At 73.1% G+C, this 24322-nt stretch carries 18 protein-coding genes and 1 pseudogene; 10 read left to right on the forward strand and 9 right to left on the reverse strand.

Features of this window, described 5'->3' with window-relative positions; translation table 11 throughout:
• Positions 1 to 10: 10 nt before the first annotated feature.
• Entirely contained in the window at positions 11 to 2575 is a 2565-nt protein-coding gene (locus AB0D85_RS14600) for a CHAT domain-containing tetratricopeptide repeat protein (RefSeq protein WP_362319275.1), read from the reverse strand.
• Positions 2576 to 2726: 151 nt separating this feature from the next.
• On the opposite strand from AB0D85_RS14600, the gene AB0D85_RS14605 reads away from it, so the two are divergent.
• Genes AB0D85_RS14605 through AB0D85_RS14615 form a run of 3 tightly spaced genes read left to right on the forward strand, consistent with a single transcriptional unit; the run spans position 2727 to position 5280 of the window.
• The gene (locus AB0D85_RS14605) at positions 2727 to 4169 is read left to right on the forward strand and encodes a S8/S53 family peptidase (RefSeq protein WP_362318933.1); all 1443 of its coding nucleotides are present in this window, start codon (positions 2727 to 2729) and stop codon (positions 4167 to 4169) included.
• Positions 4148 to 4804 (forward strand): sigma-70 family RNA polymerase sigma factor, encoded by a 657-nt coding sequence (locus AB0D85_RS14610; protein WP_362318936.1) that lies wholly within the window; start codon positions 4148 to 4150, stop codon positions 4802 to 4804. The genes AB0D85_RS14605 and AB0D85_RS14610 overlap by 22 nt, the downstream gene beginning before the upstream one ends.
• Positions 4805 to 4809: 5 nt before the next feature.
• Positions 4810 to 5280, forward strand: coding sequence for a hypothetical protein (locus AB0D85_RS14615; protein WP_362319277.1), 471 nt, complete (start codon positions 4810 to 4812; stop codon positions 5278 to 5280).
• A gap of 35 nt (positions 5281 to 5315) precedes the next feature.
• Here the strand turns inward: AB0D85_RS14615 and AB0D85_RS14620 are convergent, their stop codons facing one another.
• Positions 5316 to 6551 carry a cytochrome P450 gene (locus AB0D85_RS14620; RefSeq protein ID WP_362318939.1) on the reverse strand — a complete coding sequence of 412 codons (1236 nt, stop codon included), beginning with the start codon at positions 6549 to 6551 and terminating at the stop codon, positions 5316 to 5318.
• A gap of 56 nt (positions 6552 to 6607) precedes the next feature.
• On the reverse strand, positions 6608 to 7399 hold the full coding sequence (locus tag AB0D85_RS14625; protein ID WP_362318942.1) for an N-formylglutamate amidohydrolase: 792 nt from the start codon (positions 7397 to 7399) through the stop codon (positions 6608 to 6610).
• An 82-nt stretch (positions 7400 to 7481) separates the two neighbouring features.
• Here AB0D85_RS14625 and AB0D85_RS14630 point away from each other — a divergent pair, with 82 nt between their 5' ends.
• On the forward strand, positions 7482 to 7823 hold the full coding sequence (locus AB0D85_RS14630; RefSeq protein ID WP_362318944.1) for a DUF5713 family protein: 342 nt from the start codon (positions 7482 to 7484) through the stop codon (positions 7821 to 7823).
• A 4-nt stretch (positions 7824 to 7827) separates the two neighbouring features.
• Here the strand turns inward: AB0D85_RS14630 and AB0D85_RS14635 are convergent, their stop codons facing one another.
• The 3 genes from AB0D85_RS14635 to AB0D85_RS14645 form a co-directional block, all read right to left on the reverse strand.
• On the reverse strand, positions 7828 to 8973 hold the full coding sequence (locus AB0D85_RS14635; protein ID WP_362319280.1) for a homoserine O-acetyltransferase: 1146 nt from the start codon (positions 8971 to 8973) through the stop codon (positions 7828 to 7830).
• Positions 8970 to 10334, reverse strand: coding sequence for a bifunctional o-acetylhomoserine/o-acetylserine sulfhydrylase (locus AB0D85_RS14640; RefSeq protein WP_362318947.1), 1365 nt, complete (start codon positions 10332 to 10334; stop codon positions 8970 to 8972). Before AB0D85_RS14640 ends, AB0D85_RS14635 begins: the two co-directional genes overlap by 4 nt.
• A gap of 338 nt (positions 10335 to 10672) precedes the next feature.
• Positions 10673 to 12889: an NADP-dependent isocitrate dehydrogenase gene (locus AB0D85_RS14645; RefSeq protein WP_362318950.1), complete on the reverse strand. Its 2217-nt coding sequence runs from the start codon at positions 12887 to 12889 to the stop codon at positions 10673 to 10675.
• A 478-nt stretch (positions 12890 to 13367) separates the two neighbouring features.
• Between AB0D85_RS14645 and AB0D85_RS14650 the strand changes: the two genes are divergently transcribed.
• Complete coding sequence (locus AB0D85_RS14650) at positions 13368 to 13529, forward strand: hypothetical protein (RefSeq protein WP_362318952.1); 162 nt, start codon at positions 13368 to 13370, stop codon at positions 13527 to 13529.
• Positions 13530 to 13682: 153 nt separating this feature from the next.
• Here the strand turns inward: AB0D85_RS14650 and AB0D85_RS14655 are convergent, their stop codons facing one another.
• Positions 13683 to 14762 carry a mechanosensitive ion channel family protein gene (locus AB0D85_RS14655; RefSeq protein ID WP_362318954.1) on the reverse strand — a complete coding sequence of 360 codons (1080 nt, stop codon included), beginning with the start codon at positions 14760 to 14762 and terminating at the stop codon, positions 13683 to 13685.
• A gap of 139 nt (positions 14763 to 14901) precedes the next feature.
• Between AB0D85_RS14655 and AB0D85_RS14660 the strand changes: the two genes are divergently transcribed.
• From AB0D85_RS14660 to AB0D85_RS14670, 3 genes and pseudogenes are all read left to right on the forward strand, one after another.
• Positions 14902 to 16332, forward strand: coding sequence for an FGGY family carbohydrate kinase (locus AB0D85_RS14660; protein WP_362318957.1), 1431 nt, complete (start codon positions 14902 to 14904; stop codon positions 16330 to 16332).
• Positions 16329 to 17714 (forward strand): NAD(P)/FAD-dependent oxidoreductase, encoded by a 1386-nt coding sequence (locus AB0D85_RS14665; RefSeq protein WP_362318960.1) that lies wholly within the window; start codon positions 16329 to 16331, stop codon positions 17712 to 17714. Before AB0D85_RS14660 ends, AB0D85_RS14665 begins: the two co-directional genes overlap by 4 nt.
• Positions 17711 to 18610, forward strand: a pseudogene (locus tag AB0D85_RS14670) (FAD-dependent oxidoreductase); the annotation flags it as partial. The gene AB0D85_RS14665 and the pseudogene AB0D85_RS14670, both read left to right, overlap by 4 nt.
• A gap of 329 nt (positions 18611 to 18939) precedes the next feature.
• Here AB0D85_RS14670 and AB0D85_RS14675 read toward each other — a convergent pair.
• Both AB0D85_RS14675 and AB0D85_RS14680 read right to left on the reverse strand, forming a co-directional pair.
• Positions 18940 to 19704: a crotonase/enoyl-CoA hydratase family protein gene (locus AB0D85_RS14675; RefSeq protein ID WP_362318963.1), complete on the reverse strand. Its 765-nt coding sequence runs from the start codon at positions 19702 to 19704 to the stop codon at positions 18940 to 18942.
• A 21-nt stretch (positions 19705 to 19725) separates the two neighbouring features.
• Positions 19726 to 20613 (reverse strand): lysylphosphatidylglycerol synthase transmembrane domain-containing protein, encoded by an 888-nt coding sequence (locus tag AB0D85_RS14680; RefSeq protein ID WP_362319283.1) that lies wholly within the window; start codon positions 20611 to 20613, stop codon positions 19726 to 19728.
• A 252-nt stretch (positions 20614 to 20865) separates the two neighbouring features.
• Here AB0D85_RS14680 and AB0D85_RS14685 point away from each other — a divergent pair, with 252 nt between their 5' ends.
• Both AB0D85_RS14685 and AB0D85_RS14690 read left to right on the forward strand, forming a co-directional pair.
• Positions 20866 to 22731, forward strand: a complete 1866-nt coding sequence (locus tag AB0D85_RS14685) for an ABC transporter ATP-binding protein (RefSeq protein WP_362319286.1) — start codon at positions 20866 to 20868, stop codon at positions 22729 to 22731.
• 194 nt (positions 22732 to 22925) lie between these two features.
• On the forward strand, positions 22926 to 24287 hold the full coding sequence (locus AB0D85_RS14690) for a ricin-type beta-trefoil lectin domain protein (protein WP_362318965.1): 1362 nt from the start codon (positions 22926 to 22928) through the stop codon (positions 24285 to 24287).
• Positions 24288 to 24322: the final 35 nt, after the last annotated feature.

Consider the following 24322-nt stretch of genomic DNA (forward strand, 5'->3'; position numbering starts at 1 on the left):
CCGGACCCGCTCAGGCCGCCCCGAACGCGGCGAACGCCCACCCCGTCGCCTGGTGGAGCGCGTCGCCCGGCAGGGCGGCCCGGGCGTCCCGGAGCGACTCCGCCAACGACAGCCCGGCGCCCAGCCCCTTGTGCAGCGCCAGCATCAGCGGCACCACCGCCGCGTCGTTGACGGGTGCGCTGCTCGCCACCACCCCGGCGGTGCCCAGCGGCAGCAACGCCGTGACCAGGCCGAGGAGTTCGTCGGCGCCGACCGAGGCCAGCCGGGCGGTGTCGCAGCTGGACAGGATGATCCGGTACGGGCTGCGGTCGAGGCGTTCGAAGTCGTGCACGATCAGCGGGCCGTCGGCCATGCGCAGGGAGGAGAACAGCGGGCTGTCCGCGCGGAAGGTGCCGTGCGCGGCGATGTGCGCCAGCGCCGCGCCGTCCAACTCGCGCAGGACCCGGGGGACCTGGGCGTCGTCGTGTTCCAGGATCGTGGCCGTCGCGTAGTGTCCGGCCACCTCCGGCACCTCCGCGCCCCCGGTCGCCAGTCCCGGCCCGCGGACCAGCACATGCCGGCCACCCGGCGGCGGCTCGGTCTCCCGGGCCCGCAGCCAGCTCCCCGCCGACGGCGACACACTGAGCACCCGCTCCCGCAGCGAGGGCAGCAGGGCCCAGGTGACCCGGTGCAGCGCCCCCGGCGGCACGATGACGACAGGGCCCGACCCCAGATGGGCGGCGGCCCCGGCAAGGAGCAGCTCCTCCAGGCGCCGTCCCGCGGCCTCCACGACCGCCAGCCGCCCCTCCGCCCCCGGATGCGCGAGCCGCCGCAGCCCGGCCTGGACGTGCTCCGCCTCGTGCACCGCCTCCGCCAGCAGACCCCCCTCGAAGCGCCGCACCCGCCCCTGCCCGCACAGCAGGATGTGCACCCGGCCGTCCAGGACGGCGAGTTCGACCAGGCACGCGTCGCCGAGCCGGTCGAGCAGCCGGGCCGGGGCGAACCGGTCGCCGTCGCCGGGGGCGTCACCCCGGGTGTGGTGGGTGCGGGAGCGGATCTCCCGTTCCAGGCGCCGCTGTTCGCGCTCCAGGGCGGGTACCGGCCGGCCCTCCCGGCGGGCGTCCTCCGCGCGGGAGGCGATCTCCCGGAACGCGGTGAGCGAGCTGAGCAGCGCCGGGTCGGCGGGCGGCCGGGTCGGGGGAGTGGACAGGACCGTGGCCCGCAGACGCTCGCTCCACTCCAGCAGCCGGCGCGGGCCGCCGTGCGCGAGGCTCGCCTGCTGGGCCAGTGCGGCCAGCTCCGCGCCCTGGGCGGTGGCCCGGGCTCGCAACTCCGAGGCGCCCAGGGTCATCCGGTGGTCGTCGAGGACGTCGAGGCCGCGTCGGCACGCCTCCAGGACGCCTCGGCGCGAACCGGCCGCCCGGGCCCGGAGCGCCTGTGCGACCCAGCCGGTCATCCGGGCCAGCGGCGGCCCGACGTGCCTGCTGCGCGCGGCCACCGCGAGATGCCGTTCCGCGTCCGCCGTCCAGCCCAGCGCCAGCGCGATCCGGCCGGCGAGCAGCGAGGCCTCCGGCGCGGCCGGCGCGCCGAAGGACGCCAGCTGGTCGGCGACCGCCGCCGCGTCCTGCACCAGCCGCCCCGACGCGGCCCCGCCCGCCACCCGCGCCTCGATCAGCACCAGCCGCGCGTGCGTCTCCCACCAGCTCCGCCGCTGCCCGGAGAACAGCCGTACGGCGACGGCGGCACGGGCGGTCGCGGTCTGCGCGTCCCCGGTGGACAGCGCCGACCGGGCGGCGGTCAGCAGCAGTTCGGCCTTGCGGGTGGACTGCCCGCCGATCCGGTCCAGGGCCGCGATCGCCGCGTCCGCCTCGGCCAGCGCCTCCGGGGCCAGCCCGGCCGCCATCAGCACCTCGCAGCGCGCGATGTACAGCATGAACGGGGGCGTGCCCAGTTCGTCGTACCGCTCCTTGGCCTCGGCCAGCAGCCGCAGCGCCACCGGGATGTCGCCGGACCGGAACGCGGCCAGGCCCCGGCTCTCCACGGCGACCGCCTTGTCGTGCTCCTGGCCCGTCGTCTCCCACAGCAGCTCCGCCGCCGTGAAGTCCGCGTCCGCCCGGTCCACCGCGCCGAGCGCCAGATGCACCGTGGCCCGCAGGCTCAGCGCCCGCGCGGTCCAGATGACGTCGTCGGCCTGCCGCAGCACCGGTATCGCCCGCCGCAGGTCCTCCAGGGACTCCTTGTGCCGGCCCAGTACCCACCCGGCGAACGCCCGCCGGTACAGCACCCGCGCCCGGGTGTGTCCGTTGCCCCGGGCCACCCCGCGGTCCAGCACGGTCAGCCCCTGCCGCGTGCGCCCCGCGTGCACCAGGGCGACCCCGAGGGTGCCGAGGACGTCCGCCTCCCGCTCCGCCGACTCCGCGCGCGCCGCCCAGGTCCGGGCGCGCCGCAGATGGTCGAGGGCCACGGCCAGGTCCCCGAAGTCCCGCTGCCAGATGCCGATGACCTGGTGCGCGACGGACGCGTCCAGCGGCGACGGATCGGACCGAAGGACATGCTCGGCCCGCGCCAGGGCCTCGCCGGGGGCGGCGAACACCATCGGCAGGAGTTCCGTAACCGAATCGCGTCGCGCAGTCACCCCTCGGATGGTAGTGGCCTGGGCATACATGCCCCACCCGTTTGACGCTGTATCAAGCAACCACCTCGCGACTCTGACTGAAGAACGCCGTTTCTGGGGGAGGAGACAGGCCATGGCACCTCAGCGATTCCACGAGCAGTTCGACCAGATCCAGCGCTCCATGCCGCACGTTCCACTGGCGATGGGGCCGGACGACGCCGCAGAGTTCCTGTACGAGAAGGGGGTGGTCCTCGCCCGCGACGGCGAGGAGGCACGGATCGTCGAGGACACCGTGCGCGCCCACTTCACGGCCACCACCGGCCTGGTGGCCGACCAGGTGCGCAGGGCGAGCCCGGAGACCAACCGCACCGGGGTCACCCGTATCCAGGTCGGCGATCCGAGCCACGGCGACCGTACCGGCGACCACGCCGTCAGGCATGCGCTGCGCGCCCTGCGGGATTCCGAGGCCCGTGCCGGGCGCCGTCTGGTCAGCCGCAACCACGTGGTGTCCACCACGGGGAACGCCAACTCCTGCAACCCCTGCGAGCCGCTTCCCGCCCTGCTCACCCAGACCCCCAACCCCGACGCCGTGGCCGGGAGTTACGACCCCGACACCGCCGTCAGCGTGCTGGTGATGGACACCGGTCTGGTGCACGACTACCGCTCCTACCCCCTCCTCGCCCGCGTCCAGGGAGACCCGCAGCTCTCCGAGACCGACGCCGACGGAATCCTCCAGCAGTACGTCGGCCATGGCACGTTCATCGCCGGACTCATCGCCGCCCTCGCCCCCAACACCGACATCACCGTCACCAACACCCTCAACGACGCGGGCGCCATCCTGGAGTCCGAGTTCGGTGGCAAGCTCTTCGAGGCGATCGACCAGCACGGCTGGCCGGACATCATCAGCCTCTCCGCGGGCACCTCGAACGGCAGCGCCGACGGACTGCTCGCCGTCGAGGCCTTCATGGACGCTCTGCGCGAGCAGTCCACCCTGCTCGTGGCCGCCGCCGGCAACAACGGCAGCGCCACCAACTTCTGGCCCGCCGCCTGCGCCGACCTGGCCGGCTACGAGAACACGGTCCTCTCGGTCGGCGCGCTGCGCAGCGACGGCGAGTACGGCGCCTGCTTCACCAACCACGGCGGCTGGGTCAAGGTCTACGCCCCCGGCGAGCAGCTCATCGGCGTCATGGCCGGCTTCGACGCGCCCGTGCCGTACGTGTACCAGCACACCACCTATGACGCCTGCCGGTTCGGCTTCACCTACGCCTGCACCTGCCAGTACCCGCGCCACACCGGCGTGTTGACCGACACCGGGACGACCGGCCCCGGCAAACCGGACCAAGTGATGTTCGAAGGGTTCGCACAGTGGAGCGGAACGTCGTTCGCCACCCCCATCGTCGCCGGCCTCGTCGCCGACCGGATGACCACGACCAAGGAGGCCGACCCGCGCGTCGCCCGCGCGCAACTCCTGGAGAGCATCACGGAGTACGCCGAGGTGCGCGGCGCGCATGTACCGGCGCTCCGCCCGGCGACCTGGCAGCCGGTCCCCGTCGAATGGCCGGCCACCCTGGCCTGAGGTCCGGAACACCCCCCTCCACGGCGTACGATGACTTGCCGTACACGAGGGGTGGAACCGTGGACCGAGCAGAGGTCGGCGCGCTGGTCCAGTCCGCCGTCGACGGCGACGCGGCGGCCTGGAAGGCGCTCGTGGAAGGGCTGAGCCCACTGGTGTGGTCAGTGGTGCGCGCACACCGGCTCTCCGACGCCGACGGGCACGAGGTGTGCCAGACCGTGTGGTTCCGGTTCGCCCAGCACCTGGGCCGTATCCGGGAGCCCGACAAGGCGGGCTCCTGGCTGGCCAGCACGGCACGCAACGAGTGCCTGAAGGTCATCAGGAGCCAGACCCGGCTGCTGCCGACCGACGACCCGCAGGTCCTGGACCGGGTCAGCGACGACCGTACGCCCGAACAGTCGTTGATCGACGCGGAGGACGCGGCGGCCGAGGCCGAGCAGATCCGCCTGCTGTGGCAGGAGTTCGAGGAACTGGGCGACCGGTGCAGGCAGTTGCTCCGCGTCCTGATGGCCTCGCCACCGCCCAGCTATGTCGAGGTGTCCGGGGCGCTGGGCATCGCGGTGGGCAGCATCGGCCCGCTGCGTCAGCGCTGTCTGCGCCGGCTGCGGGCCCGGCTCGATGCGAGGGGAACGGTGTGAGCGCCATGGACCTGGGCGATGACGAGGGCTTCGACGGCACCGAGTTCGACGCCGACGCACTGGAGGAGGAGCTGCGCCAGGCGGCTGCCGTCCTCGACCCGCTCCCGGCCGGTCTGCTGCAACTGGCCATGGACGCCTACATCCTGCACGACCTGGACGCCCGGGTCGCCGAGCTGACCTTCGACTCCCTGGTCGACGCCATCCCGGTCAGAGGAGCGGAGGACCCGCCCCGGATGCTCACGTTCCAGGCGGGCGGGCTCACCGTGGACGTCGAGGTCACCGGCGACGGACTGCTCGGCCAGGTGCTGCCCCCGCAGTCGGCGCGCATCGAGGTGCTCGGCGGTCCGGCGGTGGCGCACCCGCTCACGGTCGACGGCATGGGCCGTTTCGCCAGCGACACCCCGCCCAGCGGCCCGTTCGCGCTCCGGCTGCGGACCGGCGGTGACGTGATCGTCACGGAGTGGCTGCGGGCCTGAACCCGACTGCCCGGTACGTGCCATGGCACTGCCCCTCACCAGGCGGCGGGCAGGGTCAGCGGTCCCCGGATCATCGTCTTGCGGCGCCACTTCACCTCCTCGGCCGGCACCGCGAGCCGTAGCTCCGGCAGCCGGTCGAGGAGGGTGTCCACCAGCAGCTCGGTCTGCAGCCGGGCGAGGACCGCGCCCGTGCAGTAGTGCGGGCCGTTGCCGAAGGCGAGGTGCGGGTTCGGGTCGCGGTCGGTCACGATGCGGTCCGGGTCGGCGAAGACGGCCGGGTCGCGGTTGGCGGCGAGATAGGAGACGTACACCGGATCGCCGGCCGGGATCCGCGTGCCGTCGCTCAACTCGACGTCCTCCAGGGCGATCCGGGCCAGCCCGACCGTGCTGCGGTGCGGGATCCAGCGCAGCAGCTCGTCGAGGACCGGCCCGCGCTCCACCGGCCGTTCGCGCAGCCACGCCGTCAACTCCGGCCGGGTGAGCATCAGGAACAGCATCTGGCCGCAGTTGTGGGTGACCGCCTCGCCGCCGATCTGCAGCGGACCGGCGAGCCCCACGGCCTCCTCCTCGCCGATCTCGCCCCGGGCCACGGCACCCCCGAGCAGCGAGTACACGTCGTCGCCCGAGCTGCCGGCACGCGCGCGTACCGTCTCGGTGATCCACCCGTACAGGCCCTGCTTGGCCGCGTCGGCGGCCTCGGCTCCGCCCGAGGTGGAGATGATCTGCCGGGTCCAGGCGTGCACCCGCTCCCGGTCGGCGTCCGGCACCCCCATCACCTCGCTGACCACGGTGATCGGGAACGGCTCCAGCACCCGCTCGATCAGGTCCGCGGGCGGGCCGTCCCGTACGACCCCGTCCACCAGCTCGTCGAGGATCTCCTGCGCCCGGGGCCGCAGCCGCTTCATCGCGGCCGTCGTGAAGGCACCGGCGATCGGCTTGCGCAGCCGGTTGTGGTCGGGCTGGTCGGCCCAGGCCAGCGAGCCCGGGCGGGGCCGGAAGTGCGGGGCCAGCCGGGTCACCTGCCGCCGGGTGACCTCGGCACGGCTGAACCTGGGGTCGTTGGTGACGGTCCTGACGTCCTCGTACCGGGTGGCCAGCCACGCCCAGCCCTCCCCGTACGGCAGCCGGATCCGGGTCACCGGCCCCTCCCGCATCAGGGCCGCGAGGACCGGGTCGAACTCCGTCCCCTCCAGATCGACCGCGGGCCAGTCCCGTACGGGCGCCACGGCCTCGCGGACGGGCGCGGCGGGCGTGGGTATGTCCGTCGTCATGGCTCCACCGTCGTACGGCCCTCACCCCGTGTCCTGTGGGAGTGCTCCAGGTGAGGTCAGCGGCCCACGGAGTCCACGAGCCCGGCGAGGGCGGCGGCGAGCCGGCCGAGACCGGGCCCGGCCGGACCACCGGGCTCGGCCATGTACACATCCCGCCGGATCTCCACCATCAGCGCGCTCACCCGCGCGTCCGTCCCGTAGAACTCCAGCGGCACATAGGTCCCGCCGAACGGGCTGTCCAGTTCTGTCTCCCCGCACCCCGCGAACGCCTTCCGCGCCGCCCGGGCCAGCGCGGCCGGGGTGTGGAAGCGGTCCGTGCCCAGACACACCGGCGGCCGCGGCCCCGCCCCGTGCAGCTCGTAGGGCAGCGCCCGGCTCGGATAGGAGTGCACGTCGACCACCACGGCCCGCCCGGTCGCGGCCAGCCGCCCGGCCACCGCCTCCGTCATCGCCCGTGCGTACGGGCGGAAGTACCGCGCCACCAACGGCTCGGGATCCACGTCCTCCTCCCGCAGCACGCCCCGGTGCGTGGTCCGCGTGTACACGGCCCCCATCCCGACGGCGAGCATCTCCTCCCGCTCGTCCGGAAACCGCTCGGGATCGACGACCAGCCGGGACAGCCGGTTGACGAACCGCCAGGGGGTGACCCCGGCGAGCCCTGCCGCCGCCTCCGCGAGCTGTGCCGTGTGCGCGTCCGTGATGTGGTCCAGCTCCCGCTCCAGCGCTTCGTCGTCGAGCACGATGCCCGCCCTGACGTCGGCCGGGATCGTCCGCGCCGCATGCGGTACATGCAGGAGCACGGGCGACTCGGCGGCACCGGGCAGGAGTTCGTACGACGGCTGGGACACGGGCGGCTCCCGGGGGCGTTGTCAGTGGCAGGGTGCAGGATCAAGGTGTCACATCGACGCCGTACGAGGGCGGGGCGGAGCCATGCCGATCAGCAACCCGAAGATGTCCGAGCACGAGTTCCTGGCGGAGCTGTACGAGGACGAGTACTTCCCCGACCACGTGGTGGACCGGGGCAGGGCGATCCTCGTCCGCCTCTGCGAGCGCATCGAGGCGGAGCGCCCCGCCGGCCTGCCCGCCCTGTACGCCCTCACCCACGCGGCGACCGAGGAGTTCAACGCCCTGGAGGCCGAGTTCGAGGCGGCCGGCAGCGAGATCGAGACCGTGGCCCGTGAGGAGATAGGCGGCGACTTCTGGGTGATCGCCCAGGCCTACGGCTTCGCGGACGCGGACGTCGAGGAGCTGATCGCGCCCCGGGAGTGGTGAGCCGTCAGCCGAGCAGTTCCCGCACCAGCGCGCCCACCTGCCCGGTCTCGATCAGGAAGCCGTCGTGCCCGTACGGCGACTCGATCAGCCGGAGCCGGTCGGCCGACGGGATCAGCGCCGCCAGCTCGGACTGCTGGGCCGGTGGATAGAGACGGTCGGAGTCGACCCCCGCCACCAGCGTGCGGGCCGTGATCCGGCCGAGCGCGGCGCGCACCCCGCCCCGGCCGCGGCCGACGTCATGGGCGTTCATCGCCTCGGACAGCACCACGTAACTGCCCGCGTCGAAGCGCCCCACCAGCTTGGCGGCGTGGTGGTCGAGATACGACTCGACCTGGTACCGGCCCCCGGCGAGCGGGTTCTCGGTGCCCTGCGGCGTCCGGCCGAAGCGGACCGCCAGCTCGGGCTCGCTGCGGTAGGTGACATGGGCGATCCGGCGGGCCAGGCCCAGGCCGGTGCGCGGGGCGCGTCCGGTGCCGTGGTAGCCGCCGCCCTGCCAGTCGGGATCGGCGCGGATCGCGGTGAGCTGCGTGTTCGCCCACGCGATCTGCTCCGCGCTCGTCGCCGCCGTCGTGGCGAGCAGCAGCAGCGCGCCGACCCGCTCCGGGTACGACACCGCCCACTCCACGGCCCGCATCCCGCCCATCGAGCCGCCCACGACCAGCGCCCACCGCCCGATGCCCAGGGCGTCCGCCAGCGCGGCCTCGGCGGCGACCTGGTCGCGCTGGGTCAGGAAGGGGAAGGCAGCACCCCAGGGGCCGCGCCCGTCGGCCCGCGGGGAGGCGGGTCCGGTGCTGCCCTGGCAGCCGCCCAGGACGTTCGGGGCGACGACGAACCAGCGGTCGGTGTCCAGCGCACGACCCGGCCCGACCACCCCGTCCCACCAGCCCGGGGCCGGATGCCCGGGCCCGGCGGGCCCGGCCGCATGGCTGTCCCCGGTGAGCGCGTGCAGCACGAGCACGGCGTTGGAGGCGTCCGGGGCGAGCCGGCCCCAGGTCTCGAACGCCAGCCGTACGCCGGGCAGTTCACCGCCGGCCTCCAGCGGCAGCGGCTTCTCCGCCGCGCACCACTGACGGCGACCGGGCGGATCCCCCTCCCGCCAGGCCCCGGTGGCCGGCGGAAGGGGGACCTCCGGACGTGTTACGGCGTTCAGGACGCCGCGCCCTTGGCCGCGCGGAAACCGGCCTCCAGATCGGCCTTGAGGTCGGCGAGGTTCTCGATCCCGACCGACAGCCGCACCAGACCCGGCGCGGTCCCGGTCGCCGCCAGCTGCTCCTCGTCCAGCTGGCTGTGGGTGGTGGACGCCGGGTGGATGATCAGGCTGCGGACGTCACCGATGTTGGCGAGATGGCTGAACAGCTCCACGGCGTCCACGAACCGCTTGCCCGCCTCGATCCCGTCGCGCAGTTCGAAGGAGACGATCGCGCCGGCGCCGTTCGGCAGGTACTTCTGCCCCGCCTCGTACCAGCGGCTGGACGGCAGGCCCGGATAGTGGACGGCGGCGACCTCGTCGCGCTGCTCCAGCCACTCGGCGAGGGCCAAGGCGTTGGCCGAGTGCCGCTCCAGGCGCAGGCTCAGCGTCTCCACGCCCTGCAGCAGCAGGAACGCCGAGTGCGGGGAGAGCGCCGGACCGAGGTCGCGCAGCAGCTGCACCCGCAGCTTGATGGCGAACGCGCCCGGGCCGAGCGCCGGCCAGTAGCGCAGGCCGTGGTAGCTGGGGTCGGGCTCGGTGAAGTCCGGGAAGCGCTCGGAGTGCGCGCCGAAGTCGAAGCTGCCGCCGTCGACGACCACCCCCGCGATCGCCGTCCCGTGCCCGCCGAGGAACTTGGTCGCCGAGTGCACCACGATGTCGGCGCCGTGCCGGAGGGGCCGCAGCAGGTACGGCGTCGGGACCGTGTTGTCCACGATCAGCGGTACGCCCGCCGCGTGGGCCACGTCCGCGACCGCCCGTACGTCGAGGACGTTGCCGCGCGGGTTGCCCAGCGTCTCCGCGAACAGCGCCTTGGTGGTGGGGCGGATCGCCGCCCGCCAGGCCTCGGCGTCGTCGGGGTCGTCCACGAAGGACACCTCGATGCCGAACCTCGGCAGCGTGTGCCGGAACAGGTTGTACGTGCCGCCGTACAGGGACGTGCTGGAGACGATGTGGTCGCCCGCGCCCGCCAGCGTCAGGATCGCCAGGGTCTCCGCGGCCTGCCCGGACGACAGCGCCACCGCCGCGACCCCGCCCTCCAGCGAGGCGATCCGCTGCTCGAAGACGTCCTGGGTGGGGTTGTGGATGCGGGTGTAGATGTTGCCGGGCTCGGCGAGCGAGAACAGGTCGGCGGCGTGCTGCGTGTCCCGGAACACGAACGACGTCGTCTGGTAGATCGGCGTCGCCCGGGCGCCGGTCGTCGGGTCCGGCACGGCCCCGGCGTGGATCTGCCGGGTCTCGAAAGACCAGGCCGGGGCGTCGGACCCGGCGGGCGTCTCCTCGGGCGTGTGACCGGCGGTGACGGAGTCGATGGGCTGGCTCATGGTGCTGCTCCTCGTGCGGGAAGGCAGGACGGCGCGCACGTGCGGGCACGCGTCGGCAGAACGAGGGAGGTGGCGGGGGACGGGCCGGGCGGAGCGTCAGCTCACGGCGGGACACCCCATGGTGGTGACGCGCACGAAGTCCACGTGGCGTCGGCTCACAAGCACCTTCATGCGCCGAGCGAACCACAGCGGATCAGGACGGACCAGGCACCCGGCGCACGTGACATGCAGACTTCACGAACGGGATACACACCGGCGGCCGCGCCGCCGGTGTGCCGGGCCCGGACATGGCTCCGCCCCGGCAGGCGGGGTGCCTGCCGGGGCGGAGACCTCGGGACTCAGAGCGCGGCGAGCGCCGCGTTCCAGGTGGCCGACGGGCGCATGACCGCGTCCGCCTTGGCCTTCTCGGGCTGGTAGTAGCCGCCGATGTCGGCCGGCGAGCCCTGCACGGCGAGCAGCTCGTCGACGATCTGCTGCTCGTCGGCGGCGAGCGACTCGGCGAACGGCGCGAACGCCTTGGCCAGGTCGGCGTCGTCCGTCTGGCGGGCCAGCTCCTGCGCCCAGTACAGCGACAGGAAGAAGTGGCTGCCGCGGTTGTCGATGCCGCCGACGCGACGGGTCGGGGACTTGTCCTCGTTGAGGAAGGTCGCCGTGGCGCGGTCGAGGGTGTCGGCCAGCACCTTGGCGCGGGCGTTGCCGGTGAAGTCGGCGTACTGCTCGAAGGCGGGGACGAGCGCGAAGAACTCGCCGAGGGAGTCCCAGCGCAGGTAGTTCTCCTTGACCAGCTGCTGGACGTGCTTCGGCGCGGAGCCGCCGGCGCCCGTCTCGAACAGGCCGCCGCCCGCCATCAGCGGGACGACCGACAGCATCTTGGCGCTGGTGCCCAGCTCCAGGATCGGGAAGAGGTCGGTCAGGTAGTCACGGAGCACGTTACCGGTGACGGAGATGGTGTTCTCACCGCGGCGGATGCGCTCCACCGACAGCTTGGTCGCCTCGACGGGGGTGAGGATCCGGATGTCCAGGCCCTCGGTGTCGTGCTCCGGCAGGTACTGCTGGACCTTGGCGATCAGCTGCGCGTCGTGCGCGCGGCCCTCGTCCAGCCAGAAGACGGCCGGGTCGCCGGTGGCGCGGGCGCGGGTGACGGCCAGCTTCACCCAGTCCTTGATCGGGGCGTCCTTGGTCTGGCAGGCGCGGAAGATGTCACCGGCGGCGACCGGCTGCTCGATCACGACGTTGCCGGCCGCGTCGACCAGGCGGACCGTGCCCGCGGTGGCGATCTCGAACGTCTTGTCGTGGGAGCCGTACTCCTCGGCCTTCTGCGCCATCAGGCCCACGTTCGGGACGGAGCCCATGGTGGACGGGTCGTAGGCGCCGTTGGCCCGGCAGTCCTCGATCACGGCCTGGTAGACACCGGCGTAGGAGGAGTCCGGGATGACCGCGAGGGTGTCGGCCTCCTGGCCGTCCGGGCCCCACATGTGGCCGGAGGTGCGGATCATGGCCGGCATCGAGGCGTCGACGATGACGTCCGACGGCACGTGCAGGTTGGTGATGCCCTTGTCCGAGTCGACCATGGCGAGGGCCGGGCCCTCGGCGATCTCGGCGTCGAAGGAGGCCTTGATCTCGGCGCCCTCGGGCAGGTTCTCCAGGCCCTTGAGGATGCCGCCCAGACCGTCGTTGGGGGAGAGGCCGGCCGCCTTGAGCGTCTCGCCGTGCTTCGCGAACGTCTTCGGGAAGAAGACGCGCACCACGTGACCGAAGATGATCGGGTCGGAGACCTTCATCATCGTGGCCTTCAGGTGCACGGAGAACAGGACGTCCTCCTGCTTGGCGCGCGCGACCTGCGCGGCCAGGAAGTCGTTGAGCTGCGCGACGTGCAGCACGGAGGCGTCGACGACCTCGCCCGCGAGGACCGGTACGGACTCCTTGAGGACGGTGGTGGTGCCGTCCTCGGCGACCAGCTCGATCTTCAGGGCGCCGGCCTCGGAGATCACCGTGGACTTCTCGGTGGAGCGGAAGTCGTTCTCGCCCATGGTCGCGACGTCGGTCTTGGACTCGGGGGTCCAGGCGCCCATGCGGTGCGGGTGGGTCTTGGCGTAGTTCTTGACCGAGGCGGGGGCGCGGCGGTCCGAGTTGCCCTCGCGCAGGACCGGGTTCACGGCGGAACCCTTGATCTTCTCGTAGCGGGCGCGGATCTCGCGCTCCTCGTCCGACTTCGGGTCGTCCGGGTAGTCCGGCAGCGCGTAGCCCTTGCCCTGGAGCTCGGCGACGGCGGCCTTGAGCTGCGGGATCGACGCCGAGATGTTCGGCAGCTTGACGATGTTGGCCTCGGGCGTCTTGGCCAGGTCGCCCAGCTCGGCGAGCGCGTCCGGGATGCGCTGGTCCTCGTTCAGGTACTCCGGGAAGTGGGCGATGATGCGTCCGGCCAGCGAGATGTCGCGGGTCTCCACGGCGACACCGGCCTGCGAGGCATACGCCTGGATCACCGGCAGGAACGAGTGCGTCGCGAGGGCCGGGGCCTCGTCTGTGTAGGTGTAGATGATGGTCGAGTCAGTCACCGGGTGCTCCGCTCCACGTCTGCAACATTGCTCGACATCAAGATATCTCGTGATCGAACCGGGCTCGACAGGGGTCCGCGACTCGGAAGATCCGATTTTCGGCCTTCGGGAAACCGGATCGGCCGGCCCGGTGGTCCCGGATCAGCGGGCCCGGTGGTCCCGGATCGGCCGGCCCCGTGGTCAGGGCAGGCGAGCGACCGTCGACGGGCGGCCGCACCGACCGCCCGGCCGCGCGAGTGAAGGGATCACGAGATGGCGCACTGGAGTGACGGCCCCGGCGGCCGACCTGCCCGGCACGGCGGCGCCGCCCGCCGATGAGCCCTCGCTCGGTCAGGCCGAACGCGAGCCGGCGGAGGCGCTGCGGGACGCGACCGTTGCCGCCACGGGGTCCCGGCCCTCGCCCGTCCTTTCTCCGCGGGGGAGGAAGGCGGCGACACGAGGTCCGGGGCGACACCGGCCCCGGACCCGGAGACCCTCGGTGACCCCGTCCGCCCGGCCCTGGGCGACCTTCCGCCCAGCCCTCGACGACGGCTACCGGGTCCTCGTCGCTTACGACCTCGACCTCGATCTCGCGTACGCCGGCGCGCCCGCCCGGTCGACGCCGCCGCGAACCCGCGCATCCGCACCACCCGGCACCTGAACGACGTCACCGTATGCGTGACCTGCTCGACCGCCCCACGCTGCACCCGCCGGTGAGGACGCCTTCCGCGATCGTTTCCGGTACCGCACAGCCGCCGTGGCGGCCGCCACCACGACGGCTCGGCCACGCTGTGAGCACGACCTCCAGGTGGTTCTAGTCGGGGACCGGCACATCCTCGGCGGTGCGCTGGTGCGGGATCACCACGGTCCCCTGCTGGAGCGCCACCGTGCGGGCCGGGGCGGGGATGCGGATGCCCTCCTCGCGGTAGCGGCGGTGCAGGCGCTTGATGAACTCGTGCTTGATCCGGAACTGGTCGCTGAACTCGCCGACGCCCAGGATCACCGTGAAGCCGATCCGGGAGTCGCCGAAGGTGTGGAAGCGGATGGCCGGCTCGTGCTCGGGGACCGCGCCGGCGATGTCCCGCATGGTCTCGCCGATGACCTCGGTGGTGACCCGCTCGACATGGTCCAGGTCGCTGTCGTAGCTCACGCCCACCTGCACCAGGATCGTCAACCGCTGCTCGGGACGCGTGTAGTTGGTCATGTTGGCCTTCGCCAGCTCGCCGTTGGGGATGACCACCAGGTTGTTGGAGAGCTGACGGACCGTCGTCTGGCGCCAGTTGATGTCCACGACATAGCCCTCCTCACCGCTGCTCAGCTGGATGTAGTCACCCGGCTGGACGGTCTTGGAGGCGAGGATGTGGATGCCCGCGAAGAGGTTCGCCAGGGTGTCCTGGAGGGCGAGCGCGACCGCCAGACCGCCCACGCCCAGGGCGGTGAGCAGGGGCGCTATGGAGATGCCCAGCGTCTGCAGCACCACCAGGAAGCCGATAGCCAGGACCAGCACCCGGGTGATGTTCACGAAGATCGTGGCCGAACCGGCGACCCCGGAACGGGACTGGGTGACCGACTGGACCAGTCCGGCGATCACCCGCGCCGCCGACACCGTCACCGCGAAGATGAGCAGCACCTGCAGGCACTGGTTGGTGTGGTGCTGGACCGTCTTCGTCAGCGGCAGCACCGCCGCCGCGGCCGACGCGCCGCCCGCGATCGCCGCCCACGGGATCACCGTGCGCAGCGCGTCCACGATGACGTCGTCGCCGCTCCAACGGGTCCGCTTGGCGTGCTTGGCCAGCCAGCGCAGCAGCCCGCGCGACAGAAAGGCCAGCAACAGGCCCGCCGCCAGCGCGATTCCGGCCAGGACCAGGTCATCGACGGTGAGCGCTCGGTTCACCGGGTACCTCCCATTCGAATGTGCAACCGCTCATCCTGCCGTATCCGCAAGCAGGTTCGTACCGGGCCGATCCGGGTGAGCTTGTGCTGCCCCTCGCCACTGCGGCAGGCTGTCGCGAGTGATCGCCAGGGGAGGCTCGATGACAGGTCCGGTGCTCGCCGTCGACCAGGGCACGTCCGGCACCAAGGCCCTGGTGATCTGCCCCGAACGGGGCGTCATCGGCACCGGATTCGCCGCCGTACGGCCCCGGCACCTGCCCGGCGGCCTGGTGGAGACGGACCCCGAGGAGCTGTACGGCTCGGTGCTCGTCGCCGGCCGCCGCGCGCTCGCCGAGGCCGGCGAACCGGTCACCGCCCTTGGCCTGGCCAACCAGGGCGAGACCGTCCTCGCCTGGGACCCCGGCACCGGCCGCCCCCTCACCGCCGCGATCGGCTGGCAGGACCGCCGCGCCGAGACCGTCTGCGCCGAACTCGCCGAACATACCGAGGAGTTACGCGCCCTCACCGGACTCCCGCTCGATCCCTACTTCGCCGCGCCCAAGATGGCCTGGATCCGCCGCCACCTCACCCGCGACGGAGTCGTCACCACCACCGACGCCTGGCTGGTGCACCGGCTCACCGGCGCCTACGTCACCGACGCGGCCACCGCGGGCCGCACCCAGCTCCTCGACCTGGACCGGGTCCAGTGGTCGCCCAGAGCCCTCGACCTCTACGGACTGTCCGCCGAACGCCTCCCCGAGATCGTCGACAACGCCCGGCTCGTCGGTACGACGGACACCTTTGGCCAGCACAACCTCCCGCTCACCGGTCTCGCCGTGGACCAGCAGGCCGCCCTCCTCGCCCAGCGCATCACCGCACCCGGCGGCGCCAAATGCACCTACGGCACCGGGGCGTTCCTGCTCGCCCACACCGGCGACACCCCCCGGCACGGCACCTCCGGCCTGGTCAGCTGTGTCGCCTGGCGCCTCGCCGGGCAGACCGACTACTGCCTGGACGGCCAGGTGTACACGGCCGCCTCCGCCGTCCGCTGGCTCACCGACCTCGGTGTCATCTCCGGGGCCGGAGACCTCGACCGGGTGGGCGGCACCGTCCCCGACGCCGGCGGGGTCACCTTCGTCCCCGCGCTGGCCGGGCTCGCCGCCCCCTGGTGGCGCGGCGACCTGCGCGGCTCGCTCACCGGCCTCGGCCTCGACACCGGCCCCGGGCATCTGGTGCGCGCCCTCTGCGAGGGCCTCGCCGCCCAGGTGGTGGAGCTCGCGGAAGCCGCCGAGACCGACCTCGGCGCCCCGCTCACCGCGCTGCGCGTCGACGGCGGCCTGACCCGCTCGTCCCTGCTCATGCAGACCCAGGCCGACCTCCTGCAACGCCCGGTCGAGGTGTCCACCCTGCCCGACGCCACCGCCCTCGGCGTCGGCGCCCTGGCCCACCTCGGCACCGACCCCGTCGACTTCCTGCCGGACGGCGAACCCTCCGCCGTCTACGAACCCCGCATCTCCGCCGCCGAGGCCGCCGACCGCCTCGGCGTCTTCCGCGCCGCAGTCGGCAAGCTCCTCGAAGGAGCCCCGGTATGACGGTCACCGCCGAAGGACCGCTGCCCTGCGTCCCGTACGACGTGACGGTCGTCGGCGCCGGAGTGGTCGGCAGCGCCGTCGCCCGCGAACTCGCCCGCCACCCCCGCCTCAGGGTCGCCCTGCTGGAGGCCCAGGACGACGTCGGCCAGGGCACCTCGAAGGCCAACACCGCCATCCTGCACACCGGTTTCGACGCCCACCCCGGCACCCTGGAGGCCCGCCTGGTCCGCGAGGGCTCCCGGCTCCTGACCGCGTACGCGGCCGAGTCCGGCATCCCCGTCGAGCCGGTCGGCGCGCTGCTGGTCGCCTGGGACGCGGAGCAACTGGCCGCGCTGCCGGGGCTGGCGGCCAAGGCCGTACGCAACGACTGCCGTGACACCCGCCAGTTGGACGCGGACGAGCTGTACGCACGCGAACCCCACCTCGGCCCCGGCGCGCTCGGCGCCCTGCACGTGCCCGGCGAGAGCATCGTCTGCCCCTGGAGCACCACCCTCGCCTACGCCACCCAGGCGGTCCGCCACGGCGTCGACCTCCACCTCAACTCCCGTGTGACACAGGTGAGTCGACACGAGGGCGTGCACACCCTGACCACCTCGCGCGGACCGCTCCACACCCGCCACCTGGTCAACGCGGCCGGTCTGCACGCCGACACCCTCGACCGGCTCCTCGGCCACCGTGCCTTCACCGTCACCCCCCGCCGGGGCCAGCTGATCGTCTACGACAAGTTCGCCCGCGACCTCGTCCGGCACATCCTGCTGCCGGTCCCCATCGCCCTCGGCAAGGGCGTCCTGGTCGCCCCCACCGTCTACGGCAACGTGCTGCTGGGCCCCACGGCCGAGGACCTGGACGACAAGGCCGCCACACAGTCGACCGCCGAGGGGCTGGCGGTGCTGCGCGAGAAGGGCCGCCGCATCCTGCCCGGACTCGTCGACGAGGAGGTCACCGCCGTCTACGCCGGTCTGCGCGCGGCCACCGAGCACGAGGACTACCGCATCTCCGCCCACCCCGACCAGGCGTATGTCACGGTCGGCGGAATCCGCTCCACGGGCCTCACCGCCTCGCTCGCCGTCGCCGCCCATGTCACCGGACTCCTGCGGGACTCGGGGCTGGACCTGAAGGACCCCGTCGACCTGGAACCGGTCCGCATGCCGAACCTCGGCGAGGCCTTCCCCCGCCCCTATCAGCAGGGCGGTCACGTCATCGTCTGCCACTGCGAGCGCGTGACCCTCGGCGAGATCCGCGACGCACTCGCCGACACGATCCCGCCGCGCAGCCCGGCGGGCCTGCGCCGCCGCACCCGCGCCGGGTCGGGACGCTGCCAGGGCTTCCACTGCGGGGCCGCCGTACGCGACCTGTTCGAGAAGGCCGGGGCCACCGGATGACCGCCGAACGCCGGGTCGACGTCCTCGTCGTCGGTGCCGGTCCCGCGGGTCTCGCGGCCGCCGCCCGGCTCGCCGTCGCCGGGGTCGCCCGGGTGGAGGTGCTGGAGCGGGAACAGCAGGCCGGGGGAGCGCCACGGCACTGCGCCCACGGCGGATTCGGCACGTGGACCAGGCCGTTGCGCGGACCGGCGTACGCCCGCCTGCTCGTCGAGGCGGCCGGGCGCGCCGGAGCGGTGGTCCGTACCGGGGTCACCGTCCTGGACTGGGCCGGCCCGCTCTCCCTCACCACCGTGGGCGAGCGGGGCCCGGAGACGCTCACCGCGCGGGCGGTGGTACTCGCCACCGGCGCCCGTGAACGCCCCCGTACGGCACGGCTGGTCCCGGGCACCCGGCCCGCCGGGGTCTACACCGGGGGAGAACTGCAGCAGGCGGTGCACCGCTACCGGCAGTCGATCGGTACCCGGGCGGTCGTGGTCGGCAGCGAGGACGTGTCGTACGCCGCCGCGCAGACCGTGCGGGCCGGGGGCGCCGAGGTCGTCGCGATGGTCACCGACCGGCCCCGCGCCGCCTGCGCCCGCGCCCTGGACGCCCGGCTCCGCTCCCGCATCCCGCTGCTCACCGGCACGACGGTCACCGAGATCCTCGGACACGGCCGGCTGTCCGGCGTCCGGATCCGGCACGAGGACGGGCGGACGGGGGTGCTCGCCTGCGACACGGTCGTCTTCACCGGGGACTTCGTCGCCGAGAACGAACTCGCCCGCCGGGCCCGGCTGATCCTCACCGACAACGGCTACGACACCTCACACCCCGGCGTCTTCGCCGTCGGCGCCCTGCGGCATCCGGGCCAGGACGCCCGCACCGCCACCCGCGAGGGAACCCGGGCGGCCAGGGCGGTACTGGAGCGGCTGGAGCGGGGCTGACCGGGCGCCCGGTCAGTGCCCTGCCGACATCCGGGACCGTGGCCTGCCCGCGGCCGACTCCGTGCCCTGCCGACGGCGCACCGGAACAGCGCCGGCGACAGGCCGAACTCCGGACCGGTCACGAGGAGCCCGGCCGTGTCGACGCCCACGAACAGCCCGGCCGTGCTGCCATCCCCGAAAACCCCGTCCGTGCCGCCACCCCCACGTGGTGCCCGCCTGTGCCGCCAACCCCGAAGAGCCCGGCCGTATGGCCACCCACGGGGAGCCCGTCGTGCGCGCCGTCGAAGCCGGGCGTCCGCGGAGGGTCAGCCGTCCGTGAAGGCGCCGTGGCGTCCGGAACCCGCCGCGAAACGTGCCGCTCCCTCCAGGCCCTCCGTCAGCACACCCATCCCGTAGCGGATCTCGGCGTTCATCGCCGTCGGCTCGTCGAGCCCCTCCTGTGCCAGCACCGACGCCCGGTCGCTGCGCAGGCAGGCCTGGGGGAAGCCGGCGATGGACGCGGCCAGTTCCTCGGCCGCCTCGCGGGCACGGCCGGTCGGGACGACCCGGTTGGCCAGGCCCATCTCGTACGCCTCGGAAGCCGGGACCGGACGGCCGGTGAGGATCAGGTCCATGGCCCGGCCGGTGCCGATCAGCCGAGGGAGCCGTACCGTGCCCCCGTCGATCAGCGGCACGCCCCAGCGGCGGCAGAAGACGCCGAACACCGCGTCCTCCTCGGCGACCCGCAGATCGCACCACAGGGCCAGCTCCAGGCCCCCTGCCACGGCGTGCCCGGCGATCGCCGCGATCACCGGCTTGGACAGCCGCAGCCGGGTCGGGCCCATCGGGCCGTCCCCGTCCTCCGCCACCCGGTTGCCGCGCTCGCCGCCCATCGCCTTCAGGTCCGCGCCCGCGCAGAACGTGCCGCCCTCACCCCACAGCACCGCCACCCGGGCCTCGTCGTCCGCCTCGAACTCCCGGAAGGCGGCGGCCAGTTCGGCCGCCGCCGGCCCGTCCACCGCGTTGCGCGCCGCGGGCCGGGAGAGGACGACCGTGGTGACGGGACCCTTGCGTTCCAGGCGGACCGGCATACGTCTCCTCGGGATCGGAGGTCAGATGACCTTCAGCCGTACCAGCGCTCCCAGTGTCAACGCTCCCGGCAGCAACGGCACCCACACGGTGATGATCCGGTACGCCAGGACGACGGCCGTGGCCAGCGCCACCGGGCCCCCGGCCGCCACCAGCGCCACGATCAGCGCCGCCTCCACGGAACCCAGGCCGCCCGGCGTGGGGATCAGGGCGACGGCGACCGTGGCCGCCAGATACGCCAGCGCCATGTGCGCGGGCGGCACGGACAGGCCCAGCGCCCGCCCCACCGCCACCAGACCGAGGGCCTGGAGCGCCGGGAAGGCGAGCGAGCCGCCCCACAGCGCCAGCGCGCGGGTCGGACGCGTGTGCACCGACCGGGCCTCGCTCAGGGCGGCCCGCACGAAGCGGAACACGGGCTCGCGCACCCGTCGTACGAGGAACAGCACGGCCACCGCCACGGCCACCAGCGCGCCCGCGACGGCCAGGACCGGTCCGACGTCCCCGGCGGGGAGCAGGCCGTCGAGCCGCAGCGCGTCGGGGAAGGCGACGAACAGCGCGGCCATCAGGCCCACGCGGGCGACCGACTCCGCGAGCAGATACAGCGCGAGCGCGGCCGAGGAGGTCGCGAGCGGCACCCCGCACACGGTCATGAACCGCAGATTGACCGCGCCCGAGCCCAGGCCCGTCGGCAGCAGATGGTTGGCCGAGCCCGCCGCGAGCTGGGTCGCCAGCAGCCGCCAGCGGGGCAGCCGCTGCACCACCGCACCCTGCCGGGTGAAGGCCGCGGCCACCCAGGTCAGACACGTGGCACCGCCCGCCGCCAGCAGCCAGGGCCAGGAGGCGGCGCGCAGATGACCGAAGCCCTCGACGAGGACCGGCCAGTGCTGCACCGCTATCACCGCCACGAGCATGAGCGGGACCAGGGTGAGGATGTGCCGCACGGGGATGCGGCGGGCGAGCCGGGGGAGACGGCCCTCACGGAAGCCGGGGATTCTTTCCGCTGTCACACCCGGAGAGGTTTTCCGCGCCGCCCCAACGGCAGGTGGCGGAAGAGGAGACGCCGGATGACGGTTCGGGAGGCTCATCGGGTCCTTCGTACGGGGGGACGGCGCGCGCACATTGACCTCAACGAACCTTGAGGTTCTACGTTCTCCTTCATGAGTATGGAGACCACCGCCTGGATGCAGCTGCACAGCGTGATGACCGCCCAGCAGGAGCGGCGCCCGTTCGACCGGGCCACGCTGCGCCGCATCGCCGCCTTCGCCCGCCCGCACCGCGCGGGCATAGTCCGTTTCGTCCTGCTGGGGGTGGCCACCGCCCTGCTCGCCGTCGCGACCCCCGTCCTCGCCGGCCATGTCGTCGACGCGATCGTGTCGGGGCACGACACCGGCACCGTCGAACGGCTGTCGCTGCTGATCGCGCTCGTCGCGGTCGCGGAGGCGGCGCTCGGGGTGCTCGGGCGGCGGCTCTCGGCGACGCTCGGGGAGGGACTCATCCTCGACCTGCGAACGGCTGTGTTCGATCATGTGCAGCGCATGCCCGTCGCGTTCTTCACACGTACTCGTACGGGAGCACTGGTCAGTCGTCTCAACAACGACGTCATCGGCGCCCAGCGCGCCTTCGCGGGCACTCTGTCCGGCGTGGTCAGCAACCTGGTCACGCTCGTGCTCACCCTCGCGGTGATGCTCACCCTGTCCTGGCAGATCACCCTGCTCGCGCTGGTGCTGCTGCCGGTGTTCGTGGTGCCCGCCCGCCGGATGGGCGGCCGGATGGCCCGCATGCAGCGCGAGGCCGCCGCGCTCAACGCCGACATGGGCACCCGGATGACCGAGCGGTTCTCCGCCCCCGGCGCCACCCTGATCAAGCTCTTCGGCCGCCCCGAGGAGGAGTCGGCCGAGTTCACCGCACGGGCCGCCCGGGTCCGGGACATCGGCGTACGCACCGCCACCTCCCAGTCCGTGTTCATGACCGCGCTGACCCTGGTCTCCTCGTTGGCCCTCGCCCTGGTCTACGGCCTCGGCGGCTGGTTCGCCCTGCGCGGCACCCTGCAGGCCGGCGCCGTCGTCTCCCTCGCCCTGCTGCTGACCCGCCTCTACGCCCCGCTGACCGCCCTCGCCGGTGCCCGCGTCGAGGTGATGAGCGCCCTGGTCAGCTTCGAGCGCGTCTTCGAAGTACTCGACCTCAAGCCCCTGATCGAGGAGAAACCGGACGCCCGCGAGGTCCCCGAGGGGCCGGTGGCCGTCGAGTTCGACGACGTCCGCTTCGCCTACCCGGCCGCCGACCAGGTCTCCCTCGCCTCCCTCGAAGAGGTCGCCGTCCTCGACTCGCGCGGCGGCGCCGAGGTCCTGCACGGCATCTCCTTCCGCGCCGAACCCGGCCAGACCGTCGCCCTCGTCGGCTCCTCCGGCGCCGGCAAGTCCACCATCGCCCAGCTGCTGCCGCGCCTGTACGACGTCGACGAGGGTGCCGTCCGCATCGGCGGCGCCGACGTCCGCGACCTGACCGCCGGCTCCCTGCGAGCCACCCTCGGCATGGTCACCCAGGACGGCCACCTCTTCCACGACAGCGTCCGCGCCAACCTGTTGCTGGCCCGGCCCGCCGCCACCGACGAGGAGCTGTGGGACGCCCTCGGCCGCGCCCGCCTCGACGAGGTCGTACGGTCGCTGCCCGACGGCCTGGACACGGTGGTCGGCGAGCGCGGCTACCGGCTCTCCGGCGGTGAGCGCCAGCGCATGACCATCGCCCGGCTGCTGCTGGCCCGCCAGCGGGTCGTCATCCTCGACGAGGCCACCGCGCACCTCGACAACACCTCGGAGGCGGCCGTCCAGGAGGCCCTGGCCGAGGCGCTGGAGGGGCGTACGGCCGTGGTGATCGCCCACCGGCTGTCCACGGTGCGGGCCGCCGACCAGATCCTGGTGGTGGAGGCCGGGCGGATCGTGGAGCGCGGTACGCACGAGTCGCTGCTGGCGGCGGAGGGGCGGTATGCGGAGCTGTACCGGACGCAGTTCGCGGAGGTGCGGTCGGTCTGAGGCGGCGGGGGGCGCCGTAGGGGTGCGGGTCGCTTCTGGGCGCGGGTGGGCTGTTGCTGGTCGCGCAGTTCCCCGCGCCCCTGCGGGGCTCTCCTCTTGACGCCGGTGGTCCGGACCTTTAGTTTCACGCCTTAAACAAAGCCTCACGGATGTGACCGTGCTGCATCCCCCCGCGTGAAAGGCCACCCCCCGCAATGGCCAGACCTCTCCCCACGGCTGTCTCCATAGCCGCTCTGACCCTGTCCGCAGGACTGCTCACCGCCGCTCCCGCGCAGGCCGCCACCGGCACCGTCGCCGGCCTCGCCGGCAAGTGCCTGGACGTCGCCGGGGCCGACTCCGCCGACGGCACGGCCGTACAGCTCTACGACTGCAACGGCACCGCGGCCCAGCAGTGGACCGTCGGCAGCGACGGCACCATCAGGGCTCTCGGCAAGTGCCTGGATGTGACCGGCAATTCGACCGCCGACGGCGCGCAGGCCCAGCTGTGGACCTGTACCGGCGGCGCCAACCAGCAGTGGACGGTCACCGCCGCCCACGACATCGTCAACCCGCAGGCGAACAAGTGCCTGGACGCGACCGGCAATTCGTCGGCCAACGGCACCCGCGCGCAGATCTGGACCTGCACGGGCGGCGCCAACCAGAAGTGGACCGCGCCCGCGGCCGGCGGCGGTACCACCCCGTCCGCGCCGATGGCGGTGGCGCCGTACCTCTACAACGGCTGGGGCGACCCGCCGAGCCCCACCACGATCACCAACGCGACCGGCGTGAAGTACTACACGCTCGCGTTCGTCCTCAGCAACGGCTACTGCAACCCGCAGTGGGACGGCAGCCGGGCGCTGACCGGCGGGGTCGACCAGCAGACCGTCACCACCGTGCGCGCCAACGGCGGTGACGTGATCCCCTCCTTCGGCGGCTACAGCGGCAACAAGCTGGAGAGCTCCTGCTCCAGCGCGGGCGAGCTGGCGGCGGCGTACCAGAAGGTCATCGACGCCTATGGCGGGCTCAGCGCCATGGACATCGACCTGGAGGCGGACGCCTACAGCAACGGGGCCGTGCAGCAGCGGGTCGTGGACGCGCTGAAGACCGTGAAGGCGGACAACTCCGGTCTGAAGGTGTACATCACCATCGGCACCGGCCAGAGCGGCCCCGACACCAGCCTCATCAACCGGGCCGCCTCCTCCGGGCTGACCGTCGACGCCTGGGCGATCATGCCGTTCGACTTCGGCGGCGCGGGCCAGAACATGGGCAACCTCACGACCCAGGCGGCCGAGGGGCTCAAGAACGCGCTGAAGTCCGCGTACGGCTACAGCGACGACACGGCCTACCGGGACATGGGCATCTCGTCGATGAACGGCATCACCGACAACAGCGAGACGGTGACCGTGAACGACTTCCGGACCATCCTCGGCTACGCCCAGCAGCACCACCTGGCCCGGCTCACCTTCTGGTCCGCCAACCGCGACCGGCCCTGCACCGGCGGCTCCGCCGACAGCTGCTCCGGCGTGAGCCAGTCGAACTGGGACTACACCCGCGTCTTCGCCGGATACACCGGCTGACCCCCCACTCTTCGGACCACTCTTCGGATCAGGAG

Origin of the sequence: Streptomyces sp. NPDC048277, from assembly GCF_040652235.1 — a bacterium.
Lineage (GTDB): Bacteria > Actinomycetota > Actinomycetes > Streptomycetales > Streptomycetaceae > Streptomyces.